Consider the following 23,972-nt stretch of genomic DNA (forward strand, 5'->3'; position numbering starts at 1 on the left):
AACCAAAAATGCTCTTGTTCGGGCTAATTATACAAATATTAAAGAAGGCATTTATGAAACGACGGAGTTTCTTGAATTGTTTTTGAGGGACCTCCTGTTAAGTGAAAAAAATGAACTACATAATCGAGAGATGCATGTTAGTGGAAAATTTTTATTGGGTCATGATGACCCAATAAATGACCCAATAAATGACCCAATAAATGACCCAATAAATGACCCGATAAATTTGGAGTAGGAGAAGAACATGTTTGAACTTACATTTTTTGTCCCGGTATTGATAGTTGCCGGTGTCTGGGGATTTTTCCTTTTGAATTTTGCAGGAAATAACCGAAGAATTCTGGATGATGACATCCTAAGCGCAAATGAAAAGCAGCGTAAAGAAGCTGAGAGCAGCATGCGGGTGATTCGACTGATGACACCTGTATTAGTAATCGTGGTGGCTATAGCTGTTATTTTTCTGGTGAATGCATATCATCCATTTATAAAAGTCAGCGTAGAAGGTGTGGCGCTGATTGCAGGGGGACTTTTCTCCGCTTACCTGGGCTGGGCACTTGGGATGATTTTCAGAGGACTCAAGGATCAGATGAGTGAAAAAGATTCCAAACTCTGTTCAAGAGTGTTTATGATTTCTTTTATGGGCACAGGGATTATTTTGATTGTGATTGGTGTCATAGCTTGCATTCCTCAGCTCCAGGCTGCAATTGCAAACAAGTAATTTGCAATCATTAATAATTTAGTTAGCTAACAAAAAATTTGTTTATATAGAAAATAATGGAGATGACTATGTATTACGTACCAGAAGGAACTGCTTTGGCAGGATTTTATGAATGTAAGGAATGTGCAAATAGATTTTTATCGGTGCAGGTAGGGCCAAGCCTTGTTTGCCCATACTGTGGTGAGCAGCCAAATATGGAAATTGGTCCAGATGAGGAAATGCCAGTAGCTCAGGAAACAGCAAAGCTTTTGCAGGTGGTTCAGGGTGAAGAAGAGGTGGAGCGAATGGATGCACTTCTATCACTGGCCGTTACTGGTGGAGATTATAATTGGATGTAAAAAAAGGAGAGGCAGTAGTATCGCCTCTCCATTTTTTATCTTTAATATTATTTTTAGAAATCAACCTCTGTGTCATAGTAGCAGCACTTAAGAAGTTTTTCCATTTCCTCCTGACTAGGCTGTCTTGGGTTAGAGCCTGTGCAGGCATCTAAAATAGCATTTGCAGCAATATCGTGAAGTCTCTCAAGGAAAATGTTCTCAGGTACAAAGCCCTGCTCAGCTGGAAGTCCATCGGCACCGTAGTGATTGATACTGTGAGGAATGTTAAGGTCATCATTCATCTTACGTAAATAATCAATAAGAAGCTTAACCTTCTCATCATCATTTGAACCGCCAAGATGCATGTAATCAGCAATTACGCCATAACGCTGTTTAGCAACAGGGTCCTTAGCGTTGAATGCGATAACCTTTGGAAGATACATTGCATTAGCAGCACCATGGATAATGTGAGCTCCCAAATCTGCAAAAGCAGCACCAGTCTTATGAGCCATAGAGTGAACAATACCAAGAAGAGCATTAGAGAATGCCATTCCTGCAAGGCACTGTGCATCATGCATTTCATCTCTTGCATCCATATCCCCATTATATGATTTTACAAGAGTGTTCATAATCATCTCGATTGCATGGATTGCAAGTGGGTCTGTGTAAGCGCAGTTTGCAGTAGAAACATAAGCTTCAACAGCGTGTGTGATTGCATCCATACCTGTGTGTGCTACAAGTTTTTGTGGCATTGTATGAGCAAGCTCTGGGTCAACAATAGCTACATCAGGTGTGATTTCAAAGTCAGCGATTGGGTATTTGATTCCCTTCTGATAATCAGTAATAATTGAGAATGCTGTAACCTCTGTAGCTGTTCCAGAAGTAGAAGAAATAGCGCAAAATTTAGCTTTTGTGCGGAGTTTTGGAAGTCCGAAAACCTTGCACATATCTTCAAATGTTGTCTCTGGATATTCATATTTAATCCACATAGCTTTGGCAGCATCGATAGGTGAACCTCCACCGATTGCAACAATCCAGTCAGGCTGGAATTTTGACATTGCCTCAGCGCCTCTCATAACTGTCTCTACTGATGGATCAGGCTCTATTCCTTCAAAAAGCTCAGTTTCCATACCAGCTTCTTTTAAATAGTCCTCGACCTTCTGTAAAAATCCACCCCTTTTCATGGAACCGCCGCCAGTACAGATGATGGCACGTTTGCCTTCAAATGTTTTTAGCGCTTCAAGAGCGCCCTTTCCATGATAAATGTCTCTGGGCAAAGTAAATCTTGCCATAGTAAAATACCTCCCTTTTGTTAAATAATTTTAGCTTTTATATATTATACATAATATGGAAATTTTGTTCCATATTCCACAATATGTTTGCTAAAAAAGCCAATTTTATTAGGCAAAATATCTAATTTGCCAATACCAACTTTAGCGGTTATAATAAGAAAGATTTTGTTTTAAAGGAGTATAAAATGAGAATAGCAGTTACATATGAGAACGGTCAGGTTTTCCAGCATTTTGGACATTCTGAGCAGTTTAAGATTTATGAAGTAGAGGATGGCAAGGTAGTATCTTCTGAGGTTATTGGTTCTAATGGTCAGGGACATGGTGCTTTAGCAGGTCTCCTTGGTAATAATGGTATTGATGTACTTATCTGCGGTGGTATCGGAGGTGGCGCTCAGGCAGCTCTTAGCGAGCGTGGAATCGAGCTTTGCGCTGGTGCATCAGGTGATGTTGATGCTGCAGTTGAGGCATACCTTAAGGGTGAGCTTATCAACTCTGGCGTAAATTGCAATCACCACGGTGAAGGTCATACATGTGGCAATCATGAGGATGGCCACAGCTGCGGCGGACATTCTGGTTGTGGCGGATGTCATTCTGAGCCTGAATTCGAGGGTAAGAATGTTGGTAAGACCTGCCGTACACATTACAGAGGTACATTCAACGACGGTACACAGTTTGATTCTTCTTATGACAGAGGCGAGCCACTTGAGTTCGTTTGTGGTGCTGGAATGATGATTAAGGGATTTGATAAGGCTGTTGCTAACATGGAAGTTGGCGAGAAAGTTGATATTCACCTTATGCCAGAGGAAGCTTATGGACAGCGTGATGAGGATGCAGTTATTACATTAGAGATTGCACAGCTTCCAGGTTCAGAGGATTTAGTGGTTGACCAGCAGGTGTACTTACAGGATCCATATGGCAGACCATTCCCAGTAAAGGTTGTTGCAAAGGATGAGACTAATATCACTCTTGATGCAAACCACGAGATGGCTGGCAAAGAGCTTAATTTCACAATTGAACTTGTAGAAGTAATCTAGTTTACTAACATATAAATAATGTAACCTATAATTAAGGTAGCTATCGTTGGGGTGGCTACCTTTTTCATACGTTTAAATAGTATGCAATCAATTTACGAATATTGAATGAAATATCTGTGAAATTTAGAAATCAGCTTTCTTAGATGTTATTATAGCAATATCAACCGCTGTATTACTTTTGGGGAAAAGGAGTACATATTTATGGTTAAGAAGAGGGGTTCTTTAAAGACAGTACTTATAGCAGTCATTCTGGCAGCTGTAGTAATTACTGCAGGTATCATTTCAACATTCACAGTTATTAACACATTAAATACTAACGCTGAGCAGACAGCGGCATACAAGGATAGACTTTATGCTGATGTAAAGAATCAGCTGAAGTTTGAGACAGAGGAGGCAATGAGTATCTGTGCCTTTATGTATGCTAAGTCTCAGGCAGGGGAAATGACTCTTGAGGAGGCTAAGAAGCAATCTGCGGATATTATCAGAGAGCTTAGATATAATGATGGAAGTGGTTATTTCTGGGTTGATACCTCGGAAGGTGTAAACGTAGTTCTTCTCGGTAGAGATACTGAGGGACAGTCTCGTTGGGATGCCACCGATTCCAGTGGAAACAAGTACATACAGATGATGATTCAAAATGGTTTGCAGCCAGGTGGTGGATATACAAGCCTTATGTTTGCTAAGCCAAATGAGACTGAAGAGCTTCCTAAGATTAACTATACAGCTCATTACGAGCCATTCGACTGGGTAATGGGTACTGGCGTATGGGTAGATGACTTGGATGCCATGTCTGTAGAATATGGTAAGACTGCCAATGCAGCTCTTAGAAAGAGTATTATTGCCACAATTATAATTCTTATTGTACTTATTATTTGTGGTGTTGTTGTAGCTCTGTTCTTTGGTACAAAGATTACACAGCCTATTTCCCTTGCTGCAAGTCAGATTGTTCGTATGTCCAACAGTGACTTTACAGAGAATGAGGAGATGGATAAGGTTAGAACCCTTGTTAATAGAAATAACGAGATTGGTCTTATTGCTGACTCCCTTGATATGATGCATAGAAATATCAGAGATTTGATGATGGAGATTTCTGAAACTACAGCTTCTGTTGCAGCTGCATCAGAGGAGCTTTCAGCATCAGCATCTCAGTCTGCAGAGGCATCAGAGATGGTTGCAACTTCATGTACTAACGTTGCAAATTCATGCTCAGGCCAGATTAATGCCGTTACAGGTGCAAGTAATGAAACCGATTCCTTTGTTACCAATATGGAAAACTTCCAGGAAGCTATTAATCGTACTACAGATATGATTAAGTCTACAAATGAGGCTGCTGTTAACGGTGCTACCGACATGACTAATGCTACAGATATGATGGATAGCATCAGAGAATCAGTTGAGAATACAGCTCAGGTTGTAGAAGGACTTGGGGAGAGACTTAAGAGTATCAATGATTTCGTTGTTACTATCTCAGAAATCGCCAGTCAGACAAACCTGCTTTCACTTAATGCAAGTATCGAGGCTGCCCGTGCTGGTGAAATGGGTAAGGGCTTCGCGGTTGTAGCAAGTGAGATTTCAAAGCTTGCCGATGATTCTAATCAGGCGGCTCAGAAGATTACTGAGCTTATCGCCGGAATTACAAAGAATTCCGAGGAAGCTGTGGAGGCAATGCGTGATGGTGCCCAAAACGTTGTAAATGGTGCAGAGCTTGTAAATGAAGCTGGTAGCACATTCAATAACATTGTAAACATGGTTAACTCTATCTCAGAGGAATCATATACAATGAGCAGCATTGTAGAACAGCTATCTAGTGGAACAGAGACAATTGCTAAGAATATCAAGGATATTGAGCAGATGAGTATTGAGGTTGCAGATGAGACATCAAATGTATCTGCAGCATCAGAGGAGCAGACAGCATCATCTTATGAAGTTGCTCAGGCATCTGATAAGCTTGCTGGAAATGCTCAGGAGCTTCAGGATTTTGTGGCTCGATTCTCTCTTTAATATTTGTTTTCAAAAGTCACCCTGTAAAGGGTGACTTTTTTGTGACATGACTATACAATAGCGGGGCGAAAGTGATAGAATTTAGACAAGTATATAATATAGTGGTTGAATTCTACGCATCATTAAAGGGAGAAAAGTGTATGCATGAAGAATACAAAGGGAAATCTATATTTACTCGTAGATATGTTGGCATGAGTGAAGAGGCCATCAGAGATGAGATAGACAGACTTCAGGGGCAGGTTTACGCACTGGAAAAGGCATTGGATTCTCTGAAGGAAGATGACAAGAATTTCATAGATGCCATAACGGATAATCAGGCTAAAATGGAGAGACTGATTAATGATATAGATAAGAAGATTACCAAGCTTCAAAGTTCGCTGGACTATGATGCGCCAATTAAAAATCAATTGGATATTGCCACAAAGGATATTGGGGCTAAGCTGAAAGCGGCGAACAAGGAAAGCCTGGATAAACTGATTCGAGTATTACAATTTAACACAGTAATTTTAATACTGTTATTATGTGTGGTGATTTATAGATTTGTAGTTATTTAACATCGGGGGCTACTATGAATTGGTTTACAGTTAATGTGGTAGTTTTTTTGGCTGCGCTAAATTTAATGATAGGTTTGCCTATTCATTTTGTTAGAAAAAATGCCAGAAGAGCTGCACAGCAGCAGTTCCAGGAATATTGGCAGGGGATGGTAAGTTTGGACAAAATTTATGCCCCTCATATTAATGAGCTCAATAAGCATCTCAACACAATTAACTATTGGCTGAAGACCACAATTGATCCTACTGAGTCTGAGGAAGATCAGGAAAGAATCGAGCAGGAGGACAGGTTCTTTGCAGGCTTAATGAATCCACTGGAAGCAAAAAAGTGGAAGGAAGCTGTCAAAGCTGCGAAGGATGAAGCAGCTACAGACGAGAGTATAAAAGAAGCTCGCCAAAAGGAATTTTACGTAGATGGAATGGAGCCTATGGAGGTGGAGCAGACAAAGATGAACTTTGTTTATGCTCCAGAGCACGATGATTGTATTTATTATTGCGTTACTCCAGAGGCTATTATAAAGAAAGAATACAGACACATTATCTTTTTCACTACATCAAGACCTACCAGTATTCCAATCTCATATCCGTTTAAATATGAGGGGGCACAGATGCTTTCACTGTATAAGCATCCTGCTCAGACAGTATGGTTCCTGAAAAATTGGAAACTAATAAGAGAAGGTCTGGAGGGTGGTCCACCTGAAGATATAGTTGAGCTGGATGATAGTGTTGTAGATTTCGACCTATAAAACAGTATTTTAAATTTTTACAGGTGTTTTTATGGGGAAAAAAGAAGATATTGAAAAATTCGAAAAAGAGTTCCTTGAACGTAAGCCTAATCGATGCTCCAAGTGCAAAGGCCGTCTGAAATATATAGGCGGCGGCTACTACGAGTGCTACGACTGTGGTCATCAGGAAATCGATGATTTCGGTAGAATCAAGGACTATATCGATGAGTATGGAGCTGCTCCTGCGGTTGTAATTTCTGATAACACCGGAGTTCCAATTGAGCTGGTAAACGGAATGCTCAGGGAAGGGCGCCTGGAAATACCAGAGGGAAGCAGCGTGTATATAAAATGCGAAACCTGTGGTTGCAGCATCCGCTACGGACGTTATTGCCCAGATTGCATTCGCAACCGCACCAACAGCTTAAAGGGGGTGTTCTTTAATCCCGATGTTGGAGAAAAACCTCAACACGAAGTAAAGACCCAGGACGGGCGTATGCATTTCTTAGGGTTTGATAAGTAATTAAGGTAGCTGGTATGTCACAAGCTCTTAGGTTTCTGAATGAAGCATTCTAAGCTGAATGAGGAAACACTAAGGCTTGTGACAGTAACCAGCTTTTTTTAGTATGGTGGAAAACACTTTAGCGTGCTAACGCATTACCGTGGTGTGCTGACAAATGTCCGTAGAAGGTGTACAATCGGTCTTGTTGTGTTACAGAGAATAATTTTATGGAGACACTATGAGACAGATTTTTAAAACAGCTTTGATTGTAGTATTAGGAAATTTTTGTTATGCCCTTGCGGTGGCGTTCTTTATTGAGCCATCACATTTGATTACAGGCGGTGGTACGGGACTTGCACTGTTTATACATCATATGTGGGGTATTCACACATCCTATGCGGTATTTGTAATAAATACCATATTGTTCCTGGTTGGCTGGCGTGCTATGGGTAGAAGATTTGCGGCCAACACTTTATTGTCTACGTTTTGTCTTCCAGTTGAAATTCATATAGCTGAGATTATTGCAGCTCAGTATGAGCCAGTCGATGATATTGTTTTATGTACAATATTCGGTGGCCTTATTATTGGTGCCAGCCTGGGCGTTGTTATTCGTACAGGCGCATCTACCGGTGGTATGGATATCCCACCTATCGTTTTGAATAAATACCTAGGTACATCCATTTCAGGTGTAATGTGGATATGTGATATCTGTGTACTTGTTGTGCAGGCTTTGTTTACAGACAAGACTATGGTTCTTTACGGAATTATCCTTGTGGTTATTTACACCATGACACTTGATAAAACTTTGATTCTTGGAAAAGCCAAGACGCAGATTAAGATAGTAAGTAAGAAGAGCGACGATATTAGAAGAGCTATCTTACAGAGCATCGACAGAGGTGTTACTGTAATGTACGGTCGTACAGGCTACCTTGGTAAAGATACAGAGATTTGTTTATCAATCGTATCCACAAGAGAGCTTGCCAAGACAGAGCAGCTTGTTCACAGCATTGATCCAGAAGCATTCATAATTATCAGCCGTGTATCCGAAGTAAAAGGCCGAGGATTTACAGAGCAGAAGAAATATTTATAAAAGATTCAAGAGTCATCAGAAGTTTCTGATGGCTCTTTTATTGCATATACACTTTACTACACTAAAGCGTTTTGCTAAACTAGTTGTGAGTATAAGAAAAGGAGAGAGAATGTTATGCCAGTATTTGATTTTGCAAATGATGAGAACGTGAAAAAAGAAGCAGTGGTGACATACACTACTTTTAAGTCAGATGAGCCTGTTGCTACTGCAGAGAGGCCTATTCTTGTTTTAACTGACAAGAATGGGAATATGAAGCATCACACAAATGGTACTTTTACAAATCCTGTTACAAGAAGCAGCTTTGAATTTGAATCAGATAATGGCGTTATTTCTTCAGATATATTACGAATCGATTCCAGATTTACAAGCCTTATAGGGTGGCTTGGAGAGAATCATATTCCAGTGAGACTTTCAGGCGCAAATACTCCTGAGGGCTATGCTGTTTACAAAATCAGAGAGACTGCCACAGGCAATGGAAAGCTTTCTTCGGAGGATGGATTTCTTCAGTTTATGATGGAGAGATTGTTTGCATCATCAGCTCCTTCAGAGGAAGAACTTGATGAGGAGGATGCTGAAGATGGCGATGATATGAAACTCACCAGTATTCAGTCCATCACTGATTTTATTACCTGTGCAGGCAGAACTTTCCCGGACAATATCAGACTTTGGGCAAGGAGAAATCTTGCTGTTGCAAAGTCTGCTGAGGTAACAATTGAAGAGAGAAGACATGCCCAGCGAGCTCTTTCTATAATGACCAGCATCCACTGGAAGAGTGATTATTTTGAAGCCATTGATCCTGTGGAAGCAAGAAGAATTCTTGATGAAGAACTTTACGGTCTGGAGTCTGTAAAGCAGAGAATAATGGAAACAGTAATTCAGGTAAACCGCACCCATACTCTGCCAAGCTATGGTTTGTTACTTTGTGGACCTGCAGGTGTAGGTAAATCTCAAATCGCATATGCGGTAGCAAGAATTTTAAAGCTGCCATGGACTACACTTGATATGAGTTCAATTAATGACCCAGAGCAGCTTACTGGTAGCTCACGTATCTATTCAAATGCAAAGCCTGGAATTATTATGGAGGCATTTGCAAATTCTGGCACAAGCAACCTTGTATTTATCATTAATGAGCTTGATAAGGCAAACTCCGGTAAGGGCAATGGAAACCCTGCTGACGTGCTGCTGACACTCCTTGATAACCTTGGATTTACGGATAATTATATGGAATGTATGATTCCAACAATGGGTGTTTATCCAATCGCTACAGCAAACGTTAAGGCCGATATTTCTGCACCACTTATGTCACGTTTTGCAGTCATAGATATCCCTGATTACACGGTGGAAGAGAAGAAGGAAATCTTTAGAAGATTCTCTCTTCCAAAGGTATTAAAAAGAATGGGAATGTCACCGGAAGAGTGTCAGGTTACAGAGGATGGAATTGATGCTGTTATGGAGAAATTCGTTATTTCAACAGGTATCAGAAACGTGGAACAGGCCGCTGAACATCTTGCAGCTAATGCCCTCTATCAAATAGAAGTAGATAAAGTAAAGTCTGTTGTCTATGATAGAAAAATGGTTGAAAAACTTTGTTTATAGGGTAGCAAAAACTCATTTTTTGTGTTAAAGTTTTCTTGTTAATATCTATAATATATTCAATTAAAACGAAAGGAGAGCAGCTATGGATAAATCCGACAGTCACGGGCGATTATGTAACTATTTTGCAGCTGCTCTTTTCTTATTTTAATCGGGCAGTTTTCCTTTATTGTGTTTTTGCAATTACATATTCAGTGACTTTTTTATGCCTATAGTTCAAGTGAAACTATGGAAAATAAGGACTTATTAGAGGACAACAAGATTCAGGAGATTATAGACTTACTGCGCTCAGATATGGGTGCGGAGCAGATGATTGAGGCGTTGGATGATTATCATGAAAATGATATCGCCGAAGCTTACGAATCCCTGGATACAGAGGACAGACAAAGACTTTTCGGCATCTTAGGTGCAGAGCTTCTGTCTGAGATTTTCCCTTACATCGAGGATGTAGGAGAGTACTTAACTGAGATTACACCAGAGCAGGCGGCAGATGTCCTTGAAAACATGGATGCCGATGATGCGGTTGATGCCTTGGAAGACATCGAAGATGAGGAGCAGAGAGAAAAGCTCATCGAATTGATGGATGAAGATGCATCCGCTGACGTCCGACTGATCAATTCTTACGATGAAGATGAAATCGGTAGTATGATGACTACTAACTTCATTGTTATCGAAGAGGATTTTTCAGTTAAGCAGGCTATGCGCTCGCTTATTTCGCAGTCTCAGGACAATGATAATATCAATACTATCTACGTTGTAGATAAGGAACAGAAATATTGTGGTGCTATCGAGCTTAGAGATTTGATTCTTGCTCGTGCTGATACGCCTCTTGGAGACATTATCAGTCACAGTTACCCAAGCGTTCAGGCTGATGCTTCTATTTCAGACAGCATCGAAATGTTAAAGGATTACGCTGAGGATTCTATCCCAGTACTTAATTCAAACGACGAAATTATCGGTGTAATTACATCTCAGGATATCATCGAGGCCGTAGATGATGAGATGGGTGAAGATTACGCTAAGTTGGCTGGTTTGACAGCAGAGGAAGATTTGAATGAATCCCTTCCAGAAAGTATCAAGAAGCGCATTCCTTGGCTGTTATTACTTTTAGGACTTGGACTTGTGACCAGCTCCGTTATCGGTATTTTCGAAGGAGTTGTTGCATCTGTTGCAGTGGTAGTAGTATTCCAGTCTCTTATTTTGGACATGGCCGGAAATGTTGGAACACAATCACTGGCTGTTACCATCCGAGTTCTTATGGATGAGGAGATTTCTGGTGTTGAAAAAGCAAAGTTTGTACTGAAAGAAATGAGAGTAGGTGGTACCAACGGACTGATTCTTGGATTGCTTGCATTTGTATTTGTAGCTTTATACCTCCATGGATTAAAGGCTTACGCATGGTATGCAGCCTTTAGCGTATCAGGTATTGTTGGTTTCTCACTTTTTATAGCGATGATTGTATCAAGCTTTATTGGTACCATTATCCCAATTTTCTTCCACAAAATTAAAGTCGATCCTGCTGTAGCATCTGGTCCACTCATTACGACAGTAAATGACTTGGTTGCAGTAGTTACTTATTACGGTTTGGCTGGCCTTCTTTTGGTTGGAAGACTATAAAATATACGTATTTTAGATAACCCTGTATATTGTTATTTATTATAACAATATACAGGGTTATTTTCACACAATTATCATAAAAAACAACAAAATGTTGTAGAACTTACTGTGCAAATAGGATAGAATTAAATTATAAAAACTACCTTCTATACAGTCGATATATTAAGTACAGAAGCTCTTGTTTTTTAAAATTAAATAGGTAAGGAGTGTGACCCCATATGAAGAAAAATTACGTCCTGGATACCAACATTCTGATCCATTGTCCTACTGCGATATTTGGTTTTGATGATAACAATGTTATTATCACCACCACCACTCTTCAGGAACTTGATTCCAAGAAGACAGCCTTTGCGGAGGTGGGCTATGGCGCCAGAGAGTCAATTCGAAACATCGAATCAATCGAGGGAGATTATGCCAACGGGGTTACAATGCCGAATGGCGGTACCTTTAAAATCGCCAAAGAATCTGAATTTGAGAAGCTGGTTCCAGCTGAGTATACGCTAGACAGACCTGACAACAGAATAATTAATGGTGTGCTTGCTATTGCGAAAGCCAGTGAGCTTGAAACCATTCTTGTAACTAATGATATTTCAATGAGAATCAATGCTACAATGTGTGGCTGCGTGGTACAGGGTTATCACAATGAGATGATTCTTGATAATGAAAATTATACAGGACGAAGGGATATCACACCGGAAGATATAGAGAGCCCGTTTAATAAGGGATTTCTTGAAAATGAATTTGGAATTTGTAGAGATGGCAGCAATTCAGCCCTCTATACATTTAAAGAAGATGGATGGCATTTATTGAAGGACAGAGATTACTATACTCCATATTGCCAGCCTAGAAATGTTGGACAGAGATTTGCTTTATATGCACTCCTTGCTCATCCAGAAGATTTGCCGCTGGTTATTTTAAAGGGTAGTGCTGGTACAGCTAAAACATTCCTTTCACTTGCTGCGGGACTTCAGGGTTATTATCACAACGGATACGACAGAATCATGATTACGAGAAGCAACACTCTTTCTGATAATGATTTGGGATTTTTACCAGGTGATTTGGAAGAGAAGATGACTCCTCTTATTGCTCCATTTATGGATAACCTGCAGGTACTTCTGAAGGGGCAGAATGAAGAAAAGGAACAGGTTAAGCTTCAAATTGAGGATATGTTTGATACAGGTATTATTGAAATCTGTTCATTGGCTTATATGAGAGGTCGTTCTCTTGTAAATTCATTTATTATCGTTGACGAGGCACAGAACTGTACAATTGGTCAGATTCTTGAAATCATCACAAGAGCCGGCAAGGGTTCGAAGGTAGTTCTTCTTGGTGATCCAGACCAGATTGATTCTCCAAAGCTGGACAGAAAGAATAATGGTCTTTCTTTTGCGGCTGAGAGAATGAAGGGCTCAAAGCTCTGTGCACAGATTACATTCGATGAGAGTGAGACAGTTCGAAGCCCACTTGCAGCTGAAGGAGCAAAACGATTGGTTATTAAGTAAATAATTCTCTTGGTTATTTATAAATCCTCCTTTTTATGGCCCCGGGAAAAGCTCGGGGCCTGTTCTTTGAAATTTATTAAGAATTCTTAAAAAATCACTGTACTACTTGATACAATACAGGGGATGTGTATACTGAGGTACAAACATAGTTTTAGAGTTTTAGGTAATACGGAGGGAACGTTTAATGAAAAAAAGAATAGCTATGCTTTTAATCTGTGCAGTAGCAGGTGCATCTATGATAGCCTGCGGAAAGAAGACAGAGCCTATAAATACTGACAACACTCAGGCTACAGAACAAACACAGCCTGCAGAAGATAATAATGAATCAGATAAGGAGCCAGTTAGCACATCGGCACCAGATATTACATTTACTTCTGTAAAGGCAGAGGACTATGACTATTTCATAGGAAGTGTTCAGTGCATTCAGGTTACGGATGACAAACACCCAGAGCTTAAGGCGGCTATGGATGAGTATTTTGACGGTATAGTTAAGACATTTAACTCTGGTATCGAGGATATGAACGCTCAAGCTAAACAGCAGAATGAGGAAATGGGAGATTCAGAGGACACAATGAAGTATTCCCAGGATATTAAAAATGAGCTTATACGCCGTGATAACAAAGTGCTAAGCTTTGTTCTTAACACTTATACATTTATGGGAGGAGCTCATGGTGGTGGAACCTACACAGGTGTAAATTTTGATGTAGCCACTGGAAAGCAGATTACACTTGATGATTTAGGTGATGCAGAAGCAATCAGACAGACATCAAAGCAGTATATTTTAGATACAATAGCAAATTCCTCAGATGCAGCTAGAGGAAACCTATACAGTGATGATATAATAGACTACAAGCAAGTAATTGAGGAGTATTTCTCAAATGGTAATCAGCCTGAATTCTATTTAGACAATGTAGGTATTACATTTATCTTCCAGCAGTATGATATTGCACCATATGCTGCAGGTACTATTTCTGTTACTGTACCTTACAGCCAGTATGAAGGACTTAACGATCGTTACACACCACTTTCAGATGCACCATACGTACTCAAGCTTTCTAATGCTGGTATCGATAGCAGAATAGATTTTAATGGCGACGGTACCCTTGATACTATCAGTGTAGTCAACACTTGGGAAGAGGAGACTGATAAAAACTACGTTGTATTAAGAGTAAACGGCGAGGAGTTGAAAAACGAGTCTGGCAATGGTAGCTGGTACACGGGTTATTTCATCCATAACGATGAAGGTAACTTTGTTCTCCTTGCAAATGATGGCATCAGTATGGACCTTTATGATGTTTCAAATGGCATCAAGGCTAAGGGCCATATGGATACAACACTTTCCGTAAAGGAAGTAACTGAAACAGGCATTACTCTTGGTGAATACACATACAATGATAATAACATTGAATGGAGTAACGAACAGCAGATAGGATTTGACTTTAAATAATTGATATAGGAGGGGGTTATGAAAAAGAGATTGATTCTTTTGGCGTTGATTGCAATATTAATTCTTTCTACTATGGGGTGCGGCAGCTCGGCAGACTATGATAGTTCTGGAAGCAGCGCTTTTTATACTAAGGATGTTGCGGAAGAAGGCTGGGCTGATACAGCTACAGCGGACACCGGCATTGCTGAAGAAAAATCTGTCGAAGCGCCAGCAGAATCAGGTCAAGAAGATTTGGAGGGCTACGACCTTAGTCGTAAAATCGTCTACACTTCAAACATTGGTATCGAATCCAAAAAGTTTGATGAGGACGTGGCTAATGTTAAGGGCTTGATTTCATCAAACGGTGGCTATATTCAAAGCTCATCTCAGTATGGTAGTGCGGAGTATGGCAACAGAGACTGCCATTTCACAGCTCGTATTCCGGCTAAAAGCTACGATGCTTTTATGACGGCGGTAGGCTCGGTAGGCTCCATGACATCAAAATACGAGGACGTGCAGGATATCACATCTGAGTATGTAGATGTTCAGGCTAGACTAAAAAGCCTAGACACTAAAATGGAAAGGCTTCGTGAACTGGAGGCTAAAGCTGAAACTGTTGAGGAACTACTTCAGATAGAAGACAGAATCAACGACGTTCAGTACCAAATCGAAAGCTATACAGCTCAAAAACGTGTATACGATGATCAGGTAGACTACAGCACTGTGGATATCACCATAGAAGAGGTGGCTACCTTCACAGAGGTAAAAGCGGACACAGCCTGGAACAGATTTGTAGATGCAGCCAAGGATTCATGCTCAGGCTTTATCACATTCCTACAGGATTTTGTAATCGCACTGATTTATATATTCCCATATGCGTTAATTATTGTAGTGATAATCTTTATCATTGCATTCATTCGCAGGAAAAAAGGTAAAGGGCCACTGTTCAAATATAAGAAAAAGAAAAAGGAACAAGAGGTTACAAATACTGAAAAATAGTAGTAATTAAAGGAAGGGGTCTGTTAAACGGGCCCCTTTTTTGTTATAATTTTTAAATTAGGATTATTATATGATTTTTAGGAGGCAATATGAGGATAGGTACAGGTTATGATGTACATAAGCTTGTAGAGGGCAGAGACCTCATTATAGGCGGCGTGAAAATTGACCATACACTCGGTCTTTTAGGCCACTCAGATGCTGATGTACTTTTACATGCTATAGCTGATGCTGTTCTCGGAGCAGCAGGCTTAAAGGATATAGGCGCTCATTTTCCAGATACAGACCCTAAATACAAGGGGGCTGACTCCATGAAGCTTTTGGAACAGGTTCGTGAGCTTGTTATGGACAAGGGTTACGTGGTAGGAAATGTGGACGCTACTGTTATCGCTCAAAGACCTAAGCTTCGACCATTCATTGAGCAGATGGAAGAAAACGTTGCACGATGTTTGGGCATCGATGTTGATCAGGTCAATATAAAAGCTACTACAGAGGAGCATCTTGGCTTCACAGGTAGAGAAGAGGGAATTAGCGCACAGGCTGTCTGTTTGCTTTACGAGTTTTACGACGGAAGCAATGTAGTATTTGACAGTGGACGCAGCTGCGAGACTTGCGGTGGTTGCGCTAGAAATAAAGGAGAGTAATGAAAATGGATTTTAAATTTTATAATACAGCATCTAGAAATGTAGAAGTTTTTAAGCCTAATGAAGAGGGTAAGGTGGCAATGTACACATGCGGCCCTACAGTTTATCATTTCGCGCACATCGGAAATATCCGTACATATATCATGCAGGATGCTCTTATCAAATCTTTAGAGTATGCAGGCTATGATGTTAAACGTGTTATGAACATCACAGATGTAGGTCACCTTTCAAGCGATGCTGATACTGGCGAAGATAAGATGGTTGCTGGTGCAAAGCGTGAGCACAAAACAGTTATGGAGATTGCAAAGTTCTATACAGATGCTTTCTTCAAGGATTTCGATGCAGTAGGAAACAAGCGTCCAGACGTTGTTGAGCCAGCTACAAATTGCATTCCAGAATTCATTCATATGGTAGAGGTTCTTCTTGAGAAGGGCTACGCATATGTTGCAGGTGGAAATGTTTATTTCGACACAAGTAAGCTTCAGGATTACTACGTATTTTCATCATCAGTTGAAAAGGAAGCTCTCGAGGTTGGAGTTCGTGATGATGTAGAAGAGGATACAAACAAAAAGAACAAGACAGACTTCGTTCTTTGGTTTACAAAGTCTAAGTTCGAGGATCAGGCTCTCAAGTGGGACAGCCCATGGGGCGTTGGTTATCCAGGATGGCATATTGAGTGCTCATGCATTTCAATGAAGCACCTTGGAGAATATATGGATATTCACTGTGGTGGTGTTGATAACATCTTCCCACATCATACTAATGAGGTCGCTCAGTCTGAGGCATACCTTGGTCACAAGTGGTGTAATTACTGGTTCCACAGCAATCACCTTAATGACCAGTCAGGAAAGATGTCTAAGTCAAAGGGCGCTATCCTTACTGTTTCAGTTCTTCAGGAGAAGGGTTACGATCCACTTGTTTACAGATTCTTCTGCTTACAATCGCACTATCGTAAGCCACTTGTATTCTCATGGGAGAATCTTGATAACACAGTTCAGGCATACAACAAGCTTGTAAAGAGAGTGGCTGAGCTTAAGGCTGAGGGTGCTGTTGATGAGGCAGTTAAAGCAGAGTTTGAGAATAAGTTCTGCGAGGCAGTTGCAAACGACTTAAATACATCAATGGCTATCACAATCCTTTATGATGCATTAAAGGCAGATACAAATGATGCTACAAAGCTTGCTCTTGTAGAGAGCTTTGACAGAGTACTTTCACTTGATTTGATTGGTCACGCAAAGGCTCTTAACGAGGCTGGCAGCAATGTTGATGCTGAGCTTGAAGCATTTATTAACGATGCAATCGCTCGTCGTGCAGAAGCTAAGAAGGCTAAGGATTTTGCAACAGCAGATGCAATCCGTGATGAGCTTTTAGCTAAGGGTGTAGAGATTAAGGATACTCGTGAAGGAGTAGTATGGCATCTGGTTTAAATGATTATTTGAACGAAAAATTTAACATTGAACCTAAGGATATAAGAACATATTCACCACTGACACTGGCATACATTGGAGACGCCATATTTGACGTGGTGATTCGTTCTATCCTTGTTAATAAGGGTAATACCGCGGTAAACAAGCTTCATCAGAGGACCAGTTCAGTTGTTAAAGCGCCTACACAGGCCAAGATGGCAGCTGCTCTCATGGAGGACTTCACTGAGGAAGAGGCTGACTGGTATCGCAGAGGTCGCAATTCAAAGCCACACACAAAGGCTAAGAATGCCACCACTATGGATTATCTTGAAGCTACAGGCTTTGAGGCAGTGATGGGATATCTTTATCTCACAGGAAATATGGACCGTGTATGTGAGCTGGTGAATCTCGGTATTGAACGTTTGGAATTAGATATATTGGAGTAAATATGGAAGAAAGTAGAATTGTAGAAGGTCGTAATGCCGTTCTTGAGGCATTTAGATCAGGAAAAACTATAGACCGTTTATTTGTTTTGGAAGGCTGCAAGGATGGCCCAGTTCAGACTATTCTTAGAGAAGCTAAGAAGAGTAAGGACACTGTTGTCAGCTTTGTAAAGAAGGAGCGCCTTGACCAGCTTTCAGAGACAGGTAAGCACCAGGGCGTTATCGCTTATGCTGCAAGCTATGATTACGCAGAGCTTGATGATATTTTAGCTGCAGCCCGTGAAAAGGGTGAGGATCCATTCCTTATTATCCTTGATAATATTGAGGACCCACACAATCTTGGTGCTATTATCCGTACAGCAAACCAGGCTGGTGCTCATGGCGTAGTTATTCCAAAACATCGTGCAGTTGGTCTTACAGCTACTGTTGCAAAGGCTTCTGCCGGAGCAATCAACTACACTCCAGTTGCTAAGGTTACAAATATTAGTAAGACAATGGAAGAGCTTAAGGAGCAGGGGATGTGGTTTGTCTGCGCAGACATGGGCGGCACTACAATGTACGACCTTAACCTTACAGGCTCTATAGGTCTTGTTATTGGTAATGAAGGTCACGGTGTTTCTGAGCTTGTTAAGAAGAACTGTGATATGGTTGCCAGCATTCCAATGTATGGAGATATCGATTCTCTTAATGCGTCAGTTGCATGTGGTGTTTTAGCTTACGAGGTTGTTAGACAGAGAATCAACAAAGCAAAATAATTCCTGCGGGGGTTAAAGATGGACCTGAGAGAAGAATACGGCAAGTTTTCCGATGAGGAGCTGGTAAAAATCTACCAGTCAGGAAATGTAGCTGTTGTAAATTATATTTGCGAAAAATATAAGCCTCTTGTTTTGAAGCTTTCAAAGAAATATTTTTTGATTGGTGGAGAAAATGAGGACCTTATTCAGGAAGGTATGATAGGTCTTTTTGGAGCTATTGGAGATTATGATACCAGTTCTGAAGTAACCTTTTATCACTTTGCCCAGCTCTGTATCGACAGACAGATGATAAAGGCGATTGAGGCCAGCAATCGAAAAAAGCATTCTCCATTAAATGCTTATGTTTCTATATATAATGAGGATGGAGGAGAATTGGATGAGCCTACATTTACATCCGACGATCCTGCAGAGCTTATTATTGAAGCAGAGGAAAATCTGGATTTAATCGAACGATTGAAAAAAGCTTTGTCTCCAATGGAGAAAAAGGTCTTTGATTTATACATGCAGGATTACGATTACAAGGAAATTGCAGTCAAGCTTGAGAAACCGGAAAAATCTATAGATAATACACTTACAAGAATCAAACAAAAAGCACGGGTACTTTAGAAGTACTCGTGCATTTTTTTAATTATATCTGAAAGGTCATCTGCTGGTATCTGTCCTGGGGCAGACGCGCTGCCTGCAGAACCAAAGGTGATGGCAGAACCGGAAAACTCTCCACAAATTCTACTGATGACACCGACTTTACTCATGGACATGGTGACGATTGGTCTGTCGGCATAATTGGTAACCATTTCTTCAGTGGCACCTAAAAGAGTGAGCACATCTGCTTTATCAACAGGCATCACAGCAATCTTTGGGATGTCAGCCCCAAGGTTCTGCATGCGCTGAAGTCTTGATATTAATTCTTTTTTTGCCGGAGTTCTTTCAAAATCATGATTTGAGACAACTACTTTTATATTTCTTCTGTGGGCTGCCTCAACAATGGAGCTTACCAAATCATCTCCAGTGAATAGCTCCACATCAACTAAATCAATAAGACCGGTGTCAATTGCATTAAGGTTTATTTGAAGATATTCCTCTTTGCTGATTTCAAGCTCGCCGCCTTCTACTTTTGTTCTGAAAGTGAATAGAAGTGGAGTATCATCCAAAATGTCTCTGAGTTTATATAAAATGTCTGATACGGCTGAAGGGAAAAGAACGTTTTCAAAAAAGTCCACTCGCCATTCAACCAGGTCATGTTTTATTTCTTTTAATGCCAAGGCGGATTCTAGTATTTCCCCTGAAGTTTTACCTACAATAGGTACGCATATTTTAGGAATGCCTTCGCCGATTTTTACACCTCTGATATCAATGCAGTTATTCATGCCAGCCTCTTTTCCGTAAATACGTTACTAAAAATCTTACAATAGAGAGTATCACAATTAGTGTTTAAAAACTAGCAATTCTCTTTTAATTTATTTGAATATTTGGTAGCATTAGAAAAATATTATTAATACTAACGGAGAGGGACTATGTCTAATATATTTTTAATAGGATTTATGGGCACAGGAAAGTCTACAATCGCAGAGGCTTTGAAACGTAAATACGATATGCAGATTGTAGATATGGATGCTGAAATTGAAAAAGAGCAGCAGATGGCCATTTCTGATATTTTTGCCACTAAAGGCGAGGAATATTTCAGAGATTTGGAGACTCAGCTTATTAAAGATTTGCAGAAAAAAGATAACGTTGTTGTCTCTTGTGGAGGCGGTGCTGTACTTAGAGAAGAAAATGTTGATGAGATGAGAAAAAGTGGAAAAGTAGTTCTTCTCAATGCTACTCCTGAAACTATTTTACAACGTGTTAAAAATAGTCATAACAGACCTCTTCTTGAGGGAAATAAAAATGTAGATTTCATCCGTGAGCTGATGAGTAAAAGAGAAGATAAATATAACCGTGCTGCAGATGTTACTGTTAGTGTCGACAATAGAGCTGTAGGCGAGATAGCAGATGAAGTCTACAGTGAAGTATTTAAATAGTAAGTTATGAATTTAAATGAAAAAGCCTAAGGCTTTCCTATAAAGGATAAGCCTCAGGCTTTCTGTTTTTATAAACTACGAATTCTTTAAATCCGCAATCAGCTAACAATTCTGGAAGCTTTTCAAAATCAGCTGCCACATGCTCAGGCATATGTGCGTCTGCTCCAAGTGTAATCATTTTTCCGCCCAATTCGTGATAGCGTTTTATGATTGATTTGGTTGGATTAGGATTGGAAAGTCCTTTTCTGAGTCCGCCGGTGTTGATTTCCAAAGCTTTATCCATTTTAATAATTTTGTTAAGAATTTCATCTACGATTTCATAATAAGGCTGATGAGTATCTTCCTTTACTGCAGAATCTTTTGCATATCTGAATGCATAATCAAGATGAGCCACAGTATCAAAATCAGTAAAGGCTGAAATATTTTCTAAAACACACTCATAATAACGGGTGAGAAGCTGTCTGGCATCCCCTGATTCCCAGAAGGTGTCGAAATATGGATCCTGCTTATCAATCAGGTGGGTACTTCCTATTATAAAGTCAAAAGGAATATCCTTAGCTACCTTATATATATCATCAGCGATGTGAGGCTGGATGCCAAGCTCAATTCCGGTGAGCACTGTGAAATTAGCATCTGACTGCTCCAAAGCAAGCTTGTGCTGAGCTTCATAATAGCTGTATGGGTCTAGTTCGAAGAAACCATATTTAGGTGGATAGTCTAAATCCATATGATCGGTGAAGGTGATTCCTCTGAGCTTCTTGGCTCTGGCTGCATTTATCATATCGATAGGAGCAGCATCGGAGTCGCCTGAGAAATTGCTGTGCATGTGATTATCCCAAAACATAATTCTGCCTCCTTTTGAGGCTAATTCTAGCAGATTGAGAATTTTTTAACAATATTTCATTTTGGGGTTGAATTATAAAGTGGTTTTGTTTAAAATGTAGTACATACGGGGTGCTTTTTTGAGGCGCTTCAGAAAATTAATATTTTAAAAGAATCTTTAGGAGGATTTAAAAATGGCAGTAAGAGTAGCAATTAACGGTTTTGGCCGTATCGGACGTCTTGCATTCCGTCAGATGTTCGGTGCAGAAGGTTACGAAGTAGTAGCAATCAACGACTTAACTAGCCCAAAGATGTTAGCACATCTTTTAAAGTATGATTCATCACAGGGAAAGTACGAGCACGCAGATGAGGTTTCTTGCACAGATGATTCTATCATCGTTTGCGGTAAGGAAATCAAGATCTATGCATTCCCAGATGCAAACAATTGCCCATGGGGTGAGCTTAAGGTAGACGTAGTTCTTGAGTGTTCAGGATTCTACACATCAAAGGAAAAGGCACAGGCTCACATCAATGCAGGTGCTAGAAAGGTTGTTATCTCTGCTCCAGCAGGAAACGATCTTCCTACAATCGTTTACAATACAAACCACACAACACTTAAGGCTTCTGATACAATCATTTCAGCAGCTTCATGTACAACAAACTGCTTAGCACCTATGGCTGACGCACTTAACAAGTACGCTCCAATCCAGTCTGGTATCATGGTAACAATCCATGCTTACACAGGTGATCAGATGACACTTGATGGCCCACAGAGAAAGGGTGATCTTCGTCGTTCACGTGCAGCAGCAGTTAACATCGTTCCTAACTCAACAGGTGCTGCAAAGGCTATCGGCCTTGTTATCCCAGAGCTTAACGGAAAGCTTATCGGATCTGCTCAGCGTGTTCCTACACCAACAGGTTCTACAACAATCCTTACAGCAGTAGTAAACAAGAAGGATGTTACTGTTGAGGGTATCAACGCAGCTATGAAGGCAGCAGCTAACGAGTCATTCGGTTACAACGAGGATGAAATCGTTTCTTCAGATATCGTAGGTATGAGATTTGGTTCTCTCTTCGATGCTACACAGACAATGGTTTCTAAGGTTTCTGATGATCAGTACGAGGTACAGGTTGTTTCTTGGTATGATAACGAGAACAGCTACACATCACAGATGGTTCGTACAATTAAGTACTTCTCAGAGTTAGCTTAATTCGTTTATCGAAATTAACGACTTTATTAGGGGTCCGGTCCACATGGACCGGACCCCTTTTTATTTAAGGAGGAATAGAAAAATGGCATTAAACAAAAAGACAGTTGATGATATCAACGTAAAGGGCCGTCGCGTTCTCGTTCGTTGTGATTTCAATGTACCACTTAAGGCTGGCGAGATCACAGATGATACACGTATCAAGGCAGCTCTTCCTACAATCAACAAGCTTATCGCTGATGGTGGAAAGGTTATCCTTTGCTCACACCTTGGTAAGGTAAAGAATGGTCCTAACGAGGGCGAGTCACTTGCTCCTGTAGCTAAGCGTCTTTCAGAGAAGCTTGGTAAGGAAGTTACATTCGTTTCTGATTACAACGTAACAGGCGAGGCTGCTACAAAGGCAGTTGAGGCTATGAAGGAAGGAGATGTAGTTCTTCTTCAGAATACTCGTTTCCGTGGCGAGGAAGAGACAAAGAACGGTGAGGCATTCTCTAAGGAGCTCGCTGATCTTGCAGACGATTATGTATGCGATGCTTTCGGTTCATCACACAGAGCTCACGCTTCTGTAGCTGGTGTTACAAAGTTCATCACAGCTAAGGGTGGTTCTAACGTAGTTGGATACCTTATGCAGAAGGAAATCGACTTCCTTGGCAACGCTGTTGAGAATCCAGTACGTCCATTCGTAGCAATTCTTGGTGGTGCAAAGGTAGCTGATAAGCTTAACGTTATCAACAACCTTCTTGAGAAGTGTGACACACTTATCATCGGTGGTGGTATGTCTTACACATTCCAGAAGGCACTTGGTTATGAAATCGGTACATCACTTTGTGATGATACAAAGCTTGATTACTGCAAGGAGATGCTTGAGAAGGCTAAGAGCATGGGTAAGGAGATTCTTCTTCCTACAGATGCTGTTACAATTGCAGAGTTCCCAGATCCAATCGATGCTCCAGTTGAGACTGCAGTATATGATTCAGAGAAGATGCCTGCTGACAGAATGGGTTGCGATATCGGACCTAAGACAGTAGAGCTTTTCTCTAACAAGGTTAAGACAGCTAAGACAGTTCTTTGGAACGGACCAATGGGTCTTTTCGAGAACCCAGCACTTGCTGTAGGTACAGAGTCAGTTGCTAAGGCTCTTGCTGAGACAGATGCTACAACAATCATCGGTGGTGGTGATTCAGCAGCAGCTGTTAACCAGATGGGATTCGCTGACAAGATGAGCCACATCTCTACAGGTGGTGGAGCTTCTCTTGAATTCCTTGAGGGTAAGGAGCTTCCAGGCGTTTACGCTGCAGACGATAAATAAAAATTT

At 40.5% G+C, this 23,972-nt stretch carries 24 protein-coding genes and 1 pseudogene; 22 read left to right on the forward strand and 3 right to left on the reverse strand.

Features of this window, described 5'->3' with window-relative positions:
- Window positions 1-4: 4 nt before the first annotated feature.
- From G592_RS18055 to G592_RS0103635, 3 genes and pseudogenes are all read left to right on the forward strand, one after another.
- Window positions 5-145, forward strand: a pseudogene (locus G592_RS18055) (cell filamentation protein); the annotation flags it as partial.
- A gap of 99 nt (window positions 146-244) precedes the next feature.
- On the forward strand, window positions 245-715 hold the full coding sequence (locus G592_RS0103630) for a hypothetical protein (RefSeq protein ID WP_028246605.1): 471 nt from the start codon (window positions 245-247) through the stop codon (window positions 713-715).
- A 68-nt stretch (window positions 716-783) separates the two neighbouring features.
- Entirely contained in the window at window positions 784-1,053 is a 270-nt protein-coding gene (locus tag G592_RS0103635) for a hypothetical protein (protein WP_028246606.1), read from the forward strand.
- 53 nt (window positions 1,054-1,106) lie between these two features.
- Here G592_RS0103635 and G592_RS0103640 read toward each other — a convergent pair whose 3' ends face one another.
- Window positions 1,107-2,324, reverse strand: coding sequence for an iron-containing alcohol dehydrogenase (locus G592_RS0103640; protein ID WP_028246607.1), 1,218 nt, complete (start codon window positions 2,322-2,324; stop codon window positions 1,107-1,109).
- Window positions 2,325-2,509: 185 nt separating this feature from the next.
- On the opposite strand from G592_RS0103640, the gene G592_RS0103645 reads away from it, so the two are divergent.
- The 16 genes from G592_RS0103645 (at window position 2,510) to G592_RS0103720 (ending at window position 19,212) form a co-directional block, all read left to right on the forward strand.
- Window positions 2,510-3,358, forward strand: coding sequence for an FKBP-type peptidyl-prolyl cis-trans isomerase (locus G592_RS0103645; RefSeq protein WP_028246608.1), 849 nt, complete (start codon window positions 2,510-2,512; stop codon window positions 3,356-3,358).
- A gap of 201 nt (window positions 3,359-3,559) precedes the next feature.
- Entirely contained in the window at window positions 3,560-5,359 is a 1,800-nt protein-coding gene (locus G592_RS0103650; RefSeq protein ID WP_028246609.1) for a methyl-accepting chemotaxis protein, read from the forward strand.
- Window positions 5,360-5,499: 140 nt separating this feature from the next.
- Window positions 5,500-5,913 (forward strand): hypothetical protein, encoded by a 414-nt coding sequence (locus G592_RS0103655; protein WP_028246610.1) that lies wholly within the window; start codon window positions 5,500-5,502, stop codon window positions 5,911-5,913.
- Window positions 5,914-5,927: 14 nt separating this feature from the next.
- Window positions 5,928-6,656 carry a hypothetical protein gene (locus G592_RS0103660; protein ID WP_028246611.1) on the forward strand — a complete coding sequence of 243 codons (729 nt, stop codon included), beginning with the start codon at window positions 5,928-5,930 and terminating at the stop codon, window positions 6,654-6,656.
- Between the two features lie 31 nt (window positions 6,657-6,687).
- Entirely contained in the window at window positions 6,688-7,155 is a 468-nt protein-coding gene (locus G592_RS16915; RefSeq protein ID WP_051194742.1) for a hypothetical protein, read from the forward strand.
- Window positions 7,156-7,372: 217 nt separating this feature from the next.
- Window positions 7,373-8,224 (forward strand): YitT family protein, encoded by an 852-nt coding sequence (locus G592_RS0103670; protein ID WP_028246612.1) that lies wholly within the window; start codon window positions 7,373-7,375, stop codon window positions 8,222-8,224.
- Between the two features lie 114 nt (window positions 8,225-8,338).
- Complete coding sequence (locus G592_RS0103675; RefSeq protein ID WP_028246613.1) at window positions 8,339-9,820, forward strand: AAA family ATPase; 1,482 nt, start codon at window positions 8,339-8,341, stop codon at window positions 9,818-9,820.
- Between the two features lie 225 nt (window positions 9,821-10,045).
- Window positions 10,046-11,434, forward strand: a complete 1,389-nt coding sequence (gene mgtE / locus G592_RS0103680; RefSeq protein WP_028246614.1) for a magnesium transporter — start codon at window positions 10,046-10,048, stop codon at window positions 11,432-11,434.
- A gap of 218 nt (window positions 11,435-11,652) precedes the next feature.
- Window positions 11,653-12,936, forward strand: coding sequence for a PhoH family protein (locus tag G592_RS0103685; RefSeq protein ID WP_028246615.1), 1,284 nt, complete (start codon window positions 11,653-11,655; stop codon window positions 12,934-12,936).
- 184 nt (window positions 12,937-13,120) lie between these two features.
- Complete coding sequence (locus tag G592_RS0103690) at window positions 13,121-14,383, forward strand: DUF3298 and DUF4163 domain-containing protein (protein ID WP_028246616.1); 1,263 nt, start codon at window positions 13,121-13,123, stop codon at window positions 14,381-14,383.
- 18 nt (window positions 14,384-14,401) lie between these two features.
- The gene (locus G592_RS0103695) at window positions 14,402-15,361 is read left to right on the forward strand and encodes a DUF4349 domain-containing protein (protein WP_028246617.1); all 960 of its coding nucleotides are present in this window, start codon (window positions 14,402-14,404) and stop codon (window positions 15,359-15,361) included.
- An 89-nt stretch (window positions 15,362-15,450) separates the two neighbouring features.
- Window positions 15,451-16,002, forward strand: a complete 552-nt coding sequence (gene ispF / locus G592_RS0103700) for a 2-C-methyl-D-erythritol 2,4-cyclodiphosphate synthase (protein WP_028246618.1) — start codon at window positions 15,451-15,453, stop codon at window positions 16,000-16,002.
- Window positions 16,002-17,429 carry a cysteine--tRNA ligase gene (cysS, locus tag G592_RS0103705; RefSeq protein WP_028246619.1) on the forward strand — a complete coding sequence of 476 codons (1,428 nt, stop codon included), beginning with the start codon at window positions 16,002-16,004 and terminating at the stop codon, window positions 17,427-17,429. The genes ispF and cysS overlap by 1 nt, the downstream gene beginning before the upstream one ends.
- Entirely contained in the window at window positions 17,414-17,854 is a 441-nt protein-coding gene (locus G592_RS0103710) for a Mini-ribonuclease 3 (RefSeq protein WP_028246620.1), read from the forward strand. The genes cysS and G592_RS0103710 overlap by 16 nt, the downstream gene beginning before the upstream one ends.
- A 2-nt stretch (window positions 17,855-17,856) precedes the next feature.
- Window positions 17,857-18,606, forward strand: a complete 750-nt coding sequence (gene rlmB, locus G592_RS0103715) for a 23S rRNA (guanosine(2251)-2'-O)-methyltransferase RlmB (protein WP_028246621.1) — start codon at window positions 17,857-17,859, stop codon at window positions 18,604-18,606.
- 18 nt (window positions 18,607-18,624) lie between these two features.
- Window positions 18,625-19,212, forward strand: a complete 588-nt coding sequence (locus G592_RS0103720) for a sigma-70 family RNA polymerase sigma factor (RefSeq protein WP_028246622.1) — start codon at window positions 18,625-18,627, stop codon at window positions 19,210-19,212.
- On the opposite strand, the gene aroD is transcribed toward G592_RS0103720, so the two are convergent.
- Entirely contained in the window at window positions 19,209-19,973 is a 765-nt protein-coding gene (aroD, locus tag G592_RS0103725) for a type I 3-dehydroquinate dehydratase (RefSeq protein WP_028246623.1), read from the reverse strand. The two genes, G592_RS0103720 and aroD, sit on opposite strands and share 4 nt — an antisense overlap.
- A gap of 147 nt (window positions 19,974-20,120) precedes the next feature.
- Between aroD and G592_RS0103730 the strand changes: the two genes are divergently transcribed.
- Entirely contained in the window at window positions 20,121-20,627 is a 507-nt protein-coding gene (locus G592_RS0103730; protein WP_028246624.1) for a shikimate kinase, read from the forward strand.
- A 37-nt stretch (window positions 20,628-20,664) separates the two neighbouring features.
- Here the strand turns inward: G592_RS0103730 and G592_RS0103735 are convergent, their stop codons facing one another.
- A complete protein-coding gene (locus G592_RS0103735) occupies window positions 20,665-21,471 on the reverse strand; it encodes a histidinol-phosphatase HisJ family protein (RefSeq protein ID WP_028246625.1) in 807 nt (268 codons plus the stop codon).
- Window positions 21,472-21,643: 172 nt separating this feature from the next.
- Here G592_RS0103735 and gap point away from each other — a divergent pair, with 172 nt between their 5' ends.
- Window positions 21,644-22,660, forward strand: a complete 1,017-nt coding sequence (gene gap / locus G592_RS0103740; RefSeq protein WP_028246626.1) for a type I glyceraldehyde-3-phosphate dehydrogenase — start codon at window positions 21,644-21,646, stop codon at window positions 22,658-22,660.
- Window positions 22,661-22,742: 82 nt separating this feature from the next.
- Window positions 22,743-23,966 carry a phosphoglycerate kinase gene (locus tag G592_RS0103745; RefSeq protein ID WP_028246627.1) on the forward strand — a complete coding sequence of 408 codons (1,224 nt, stop codon included), beginning with the start codon at window positions 22,743-22,745 and terminating at the stop codon, window positions 23,964-23,966.
- Window positions 23,967-23,972 lie beyond the last annotated feature (6 nt).

The organism is Pseudobutyrivibrio ruminis CF1b (assembly GCF_000424005.1).
Taxonomy (GTDB): Bacteria; Bacillota; Clostridia; order Lachnospirales; family Lachnospiraceae; genus Pseudobutyrivibrio; species Pseudobutyrivibrio ruminis_C.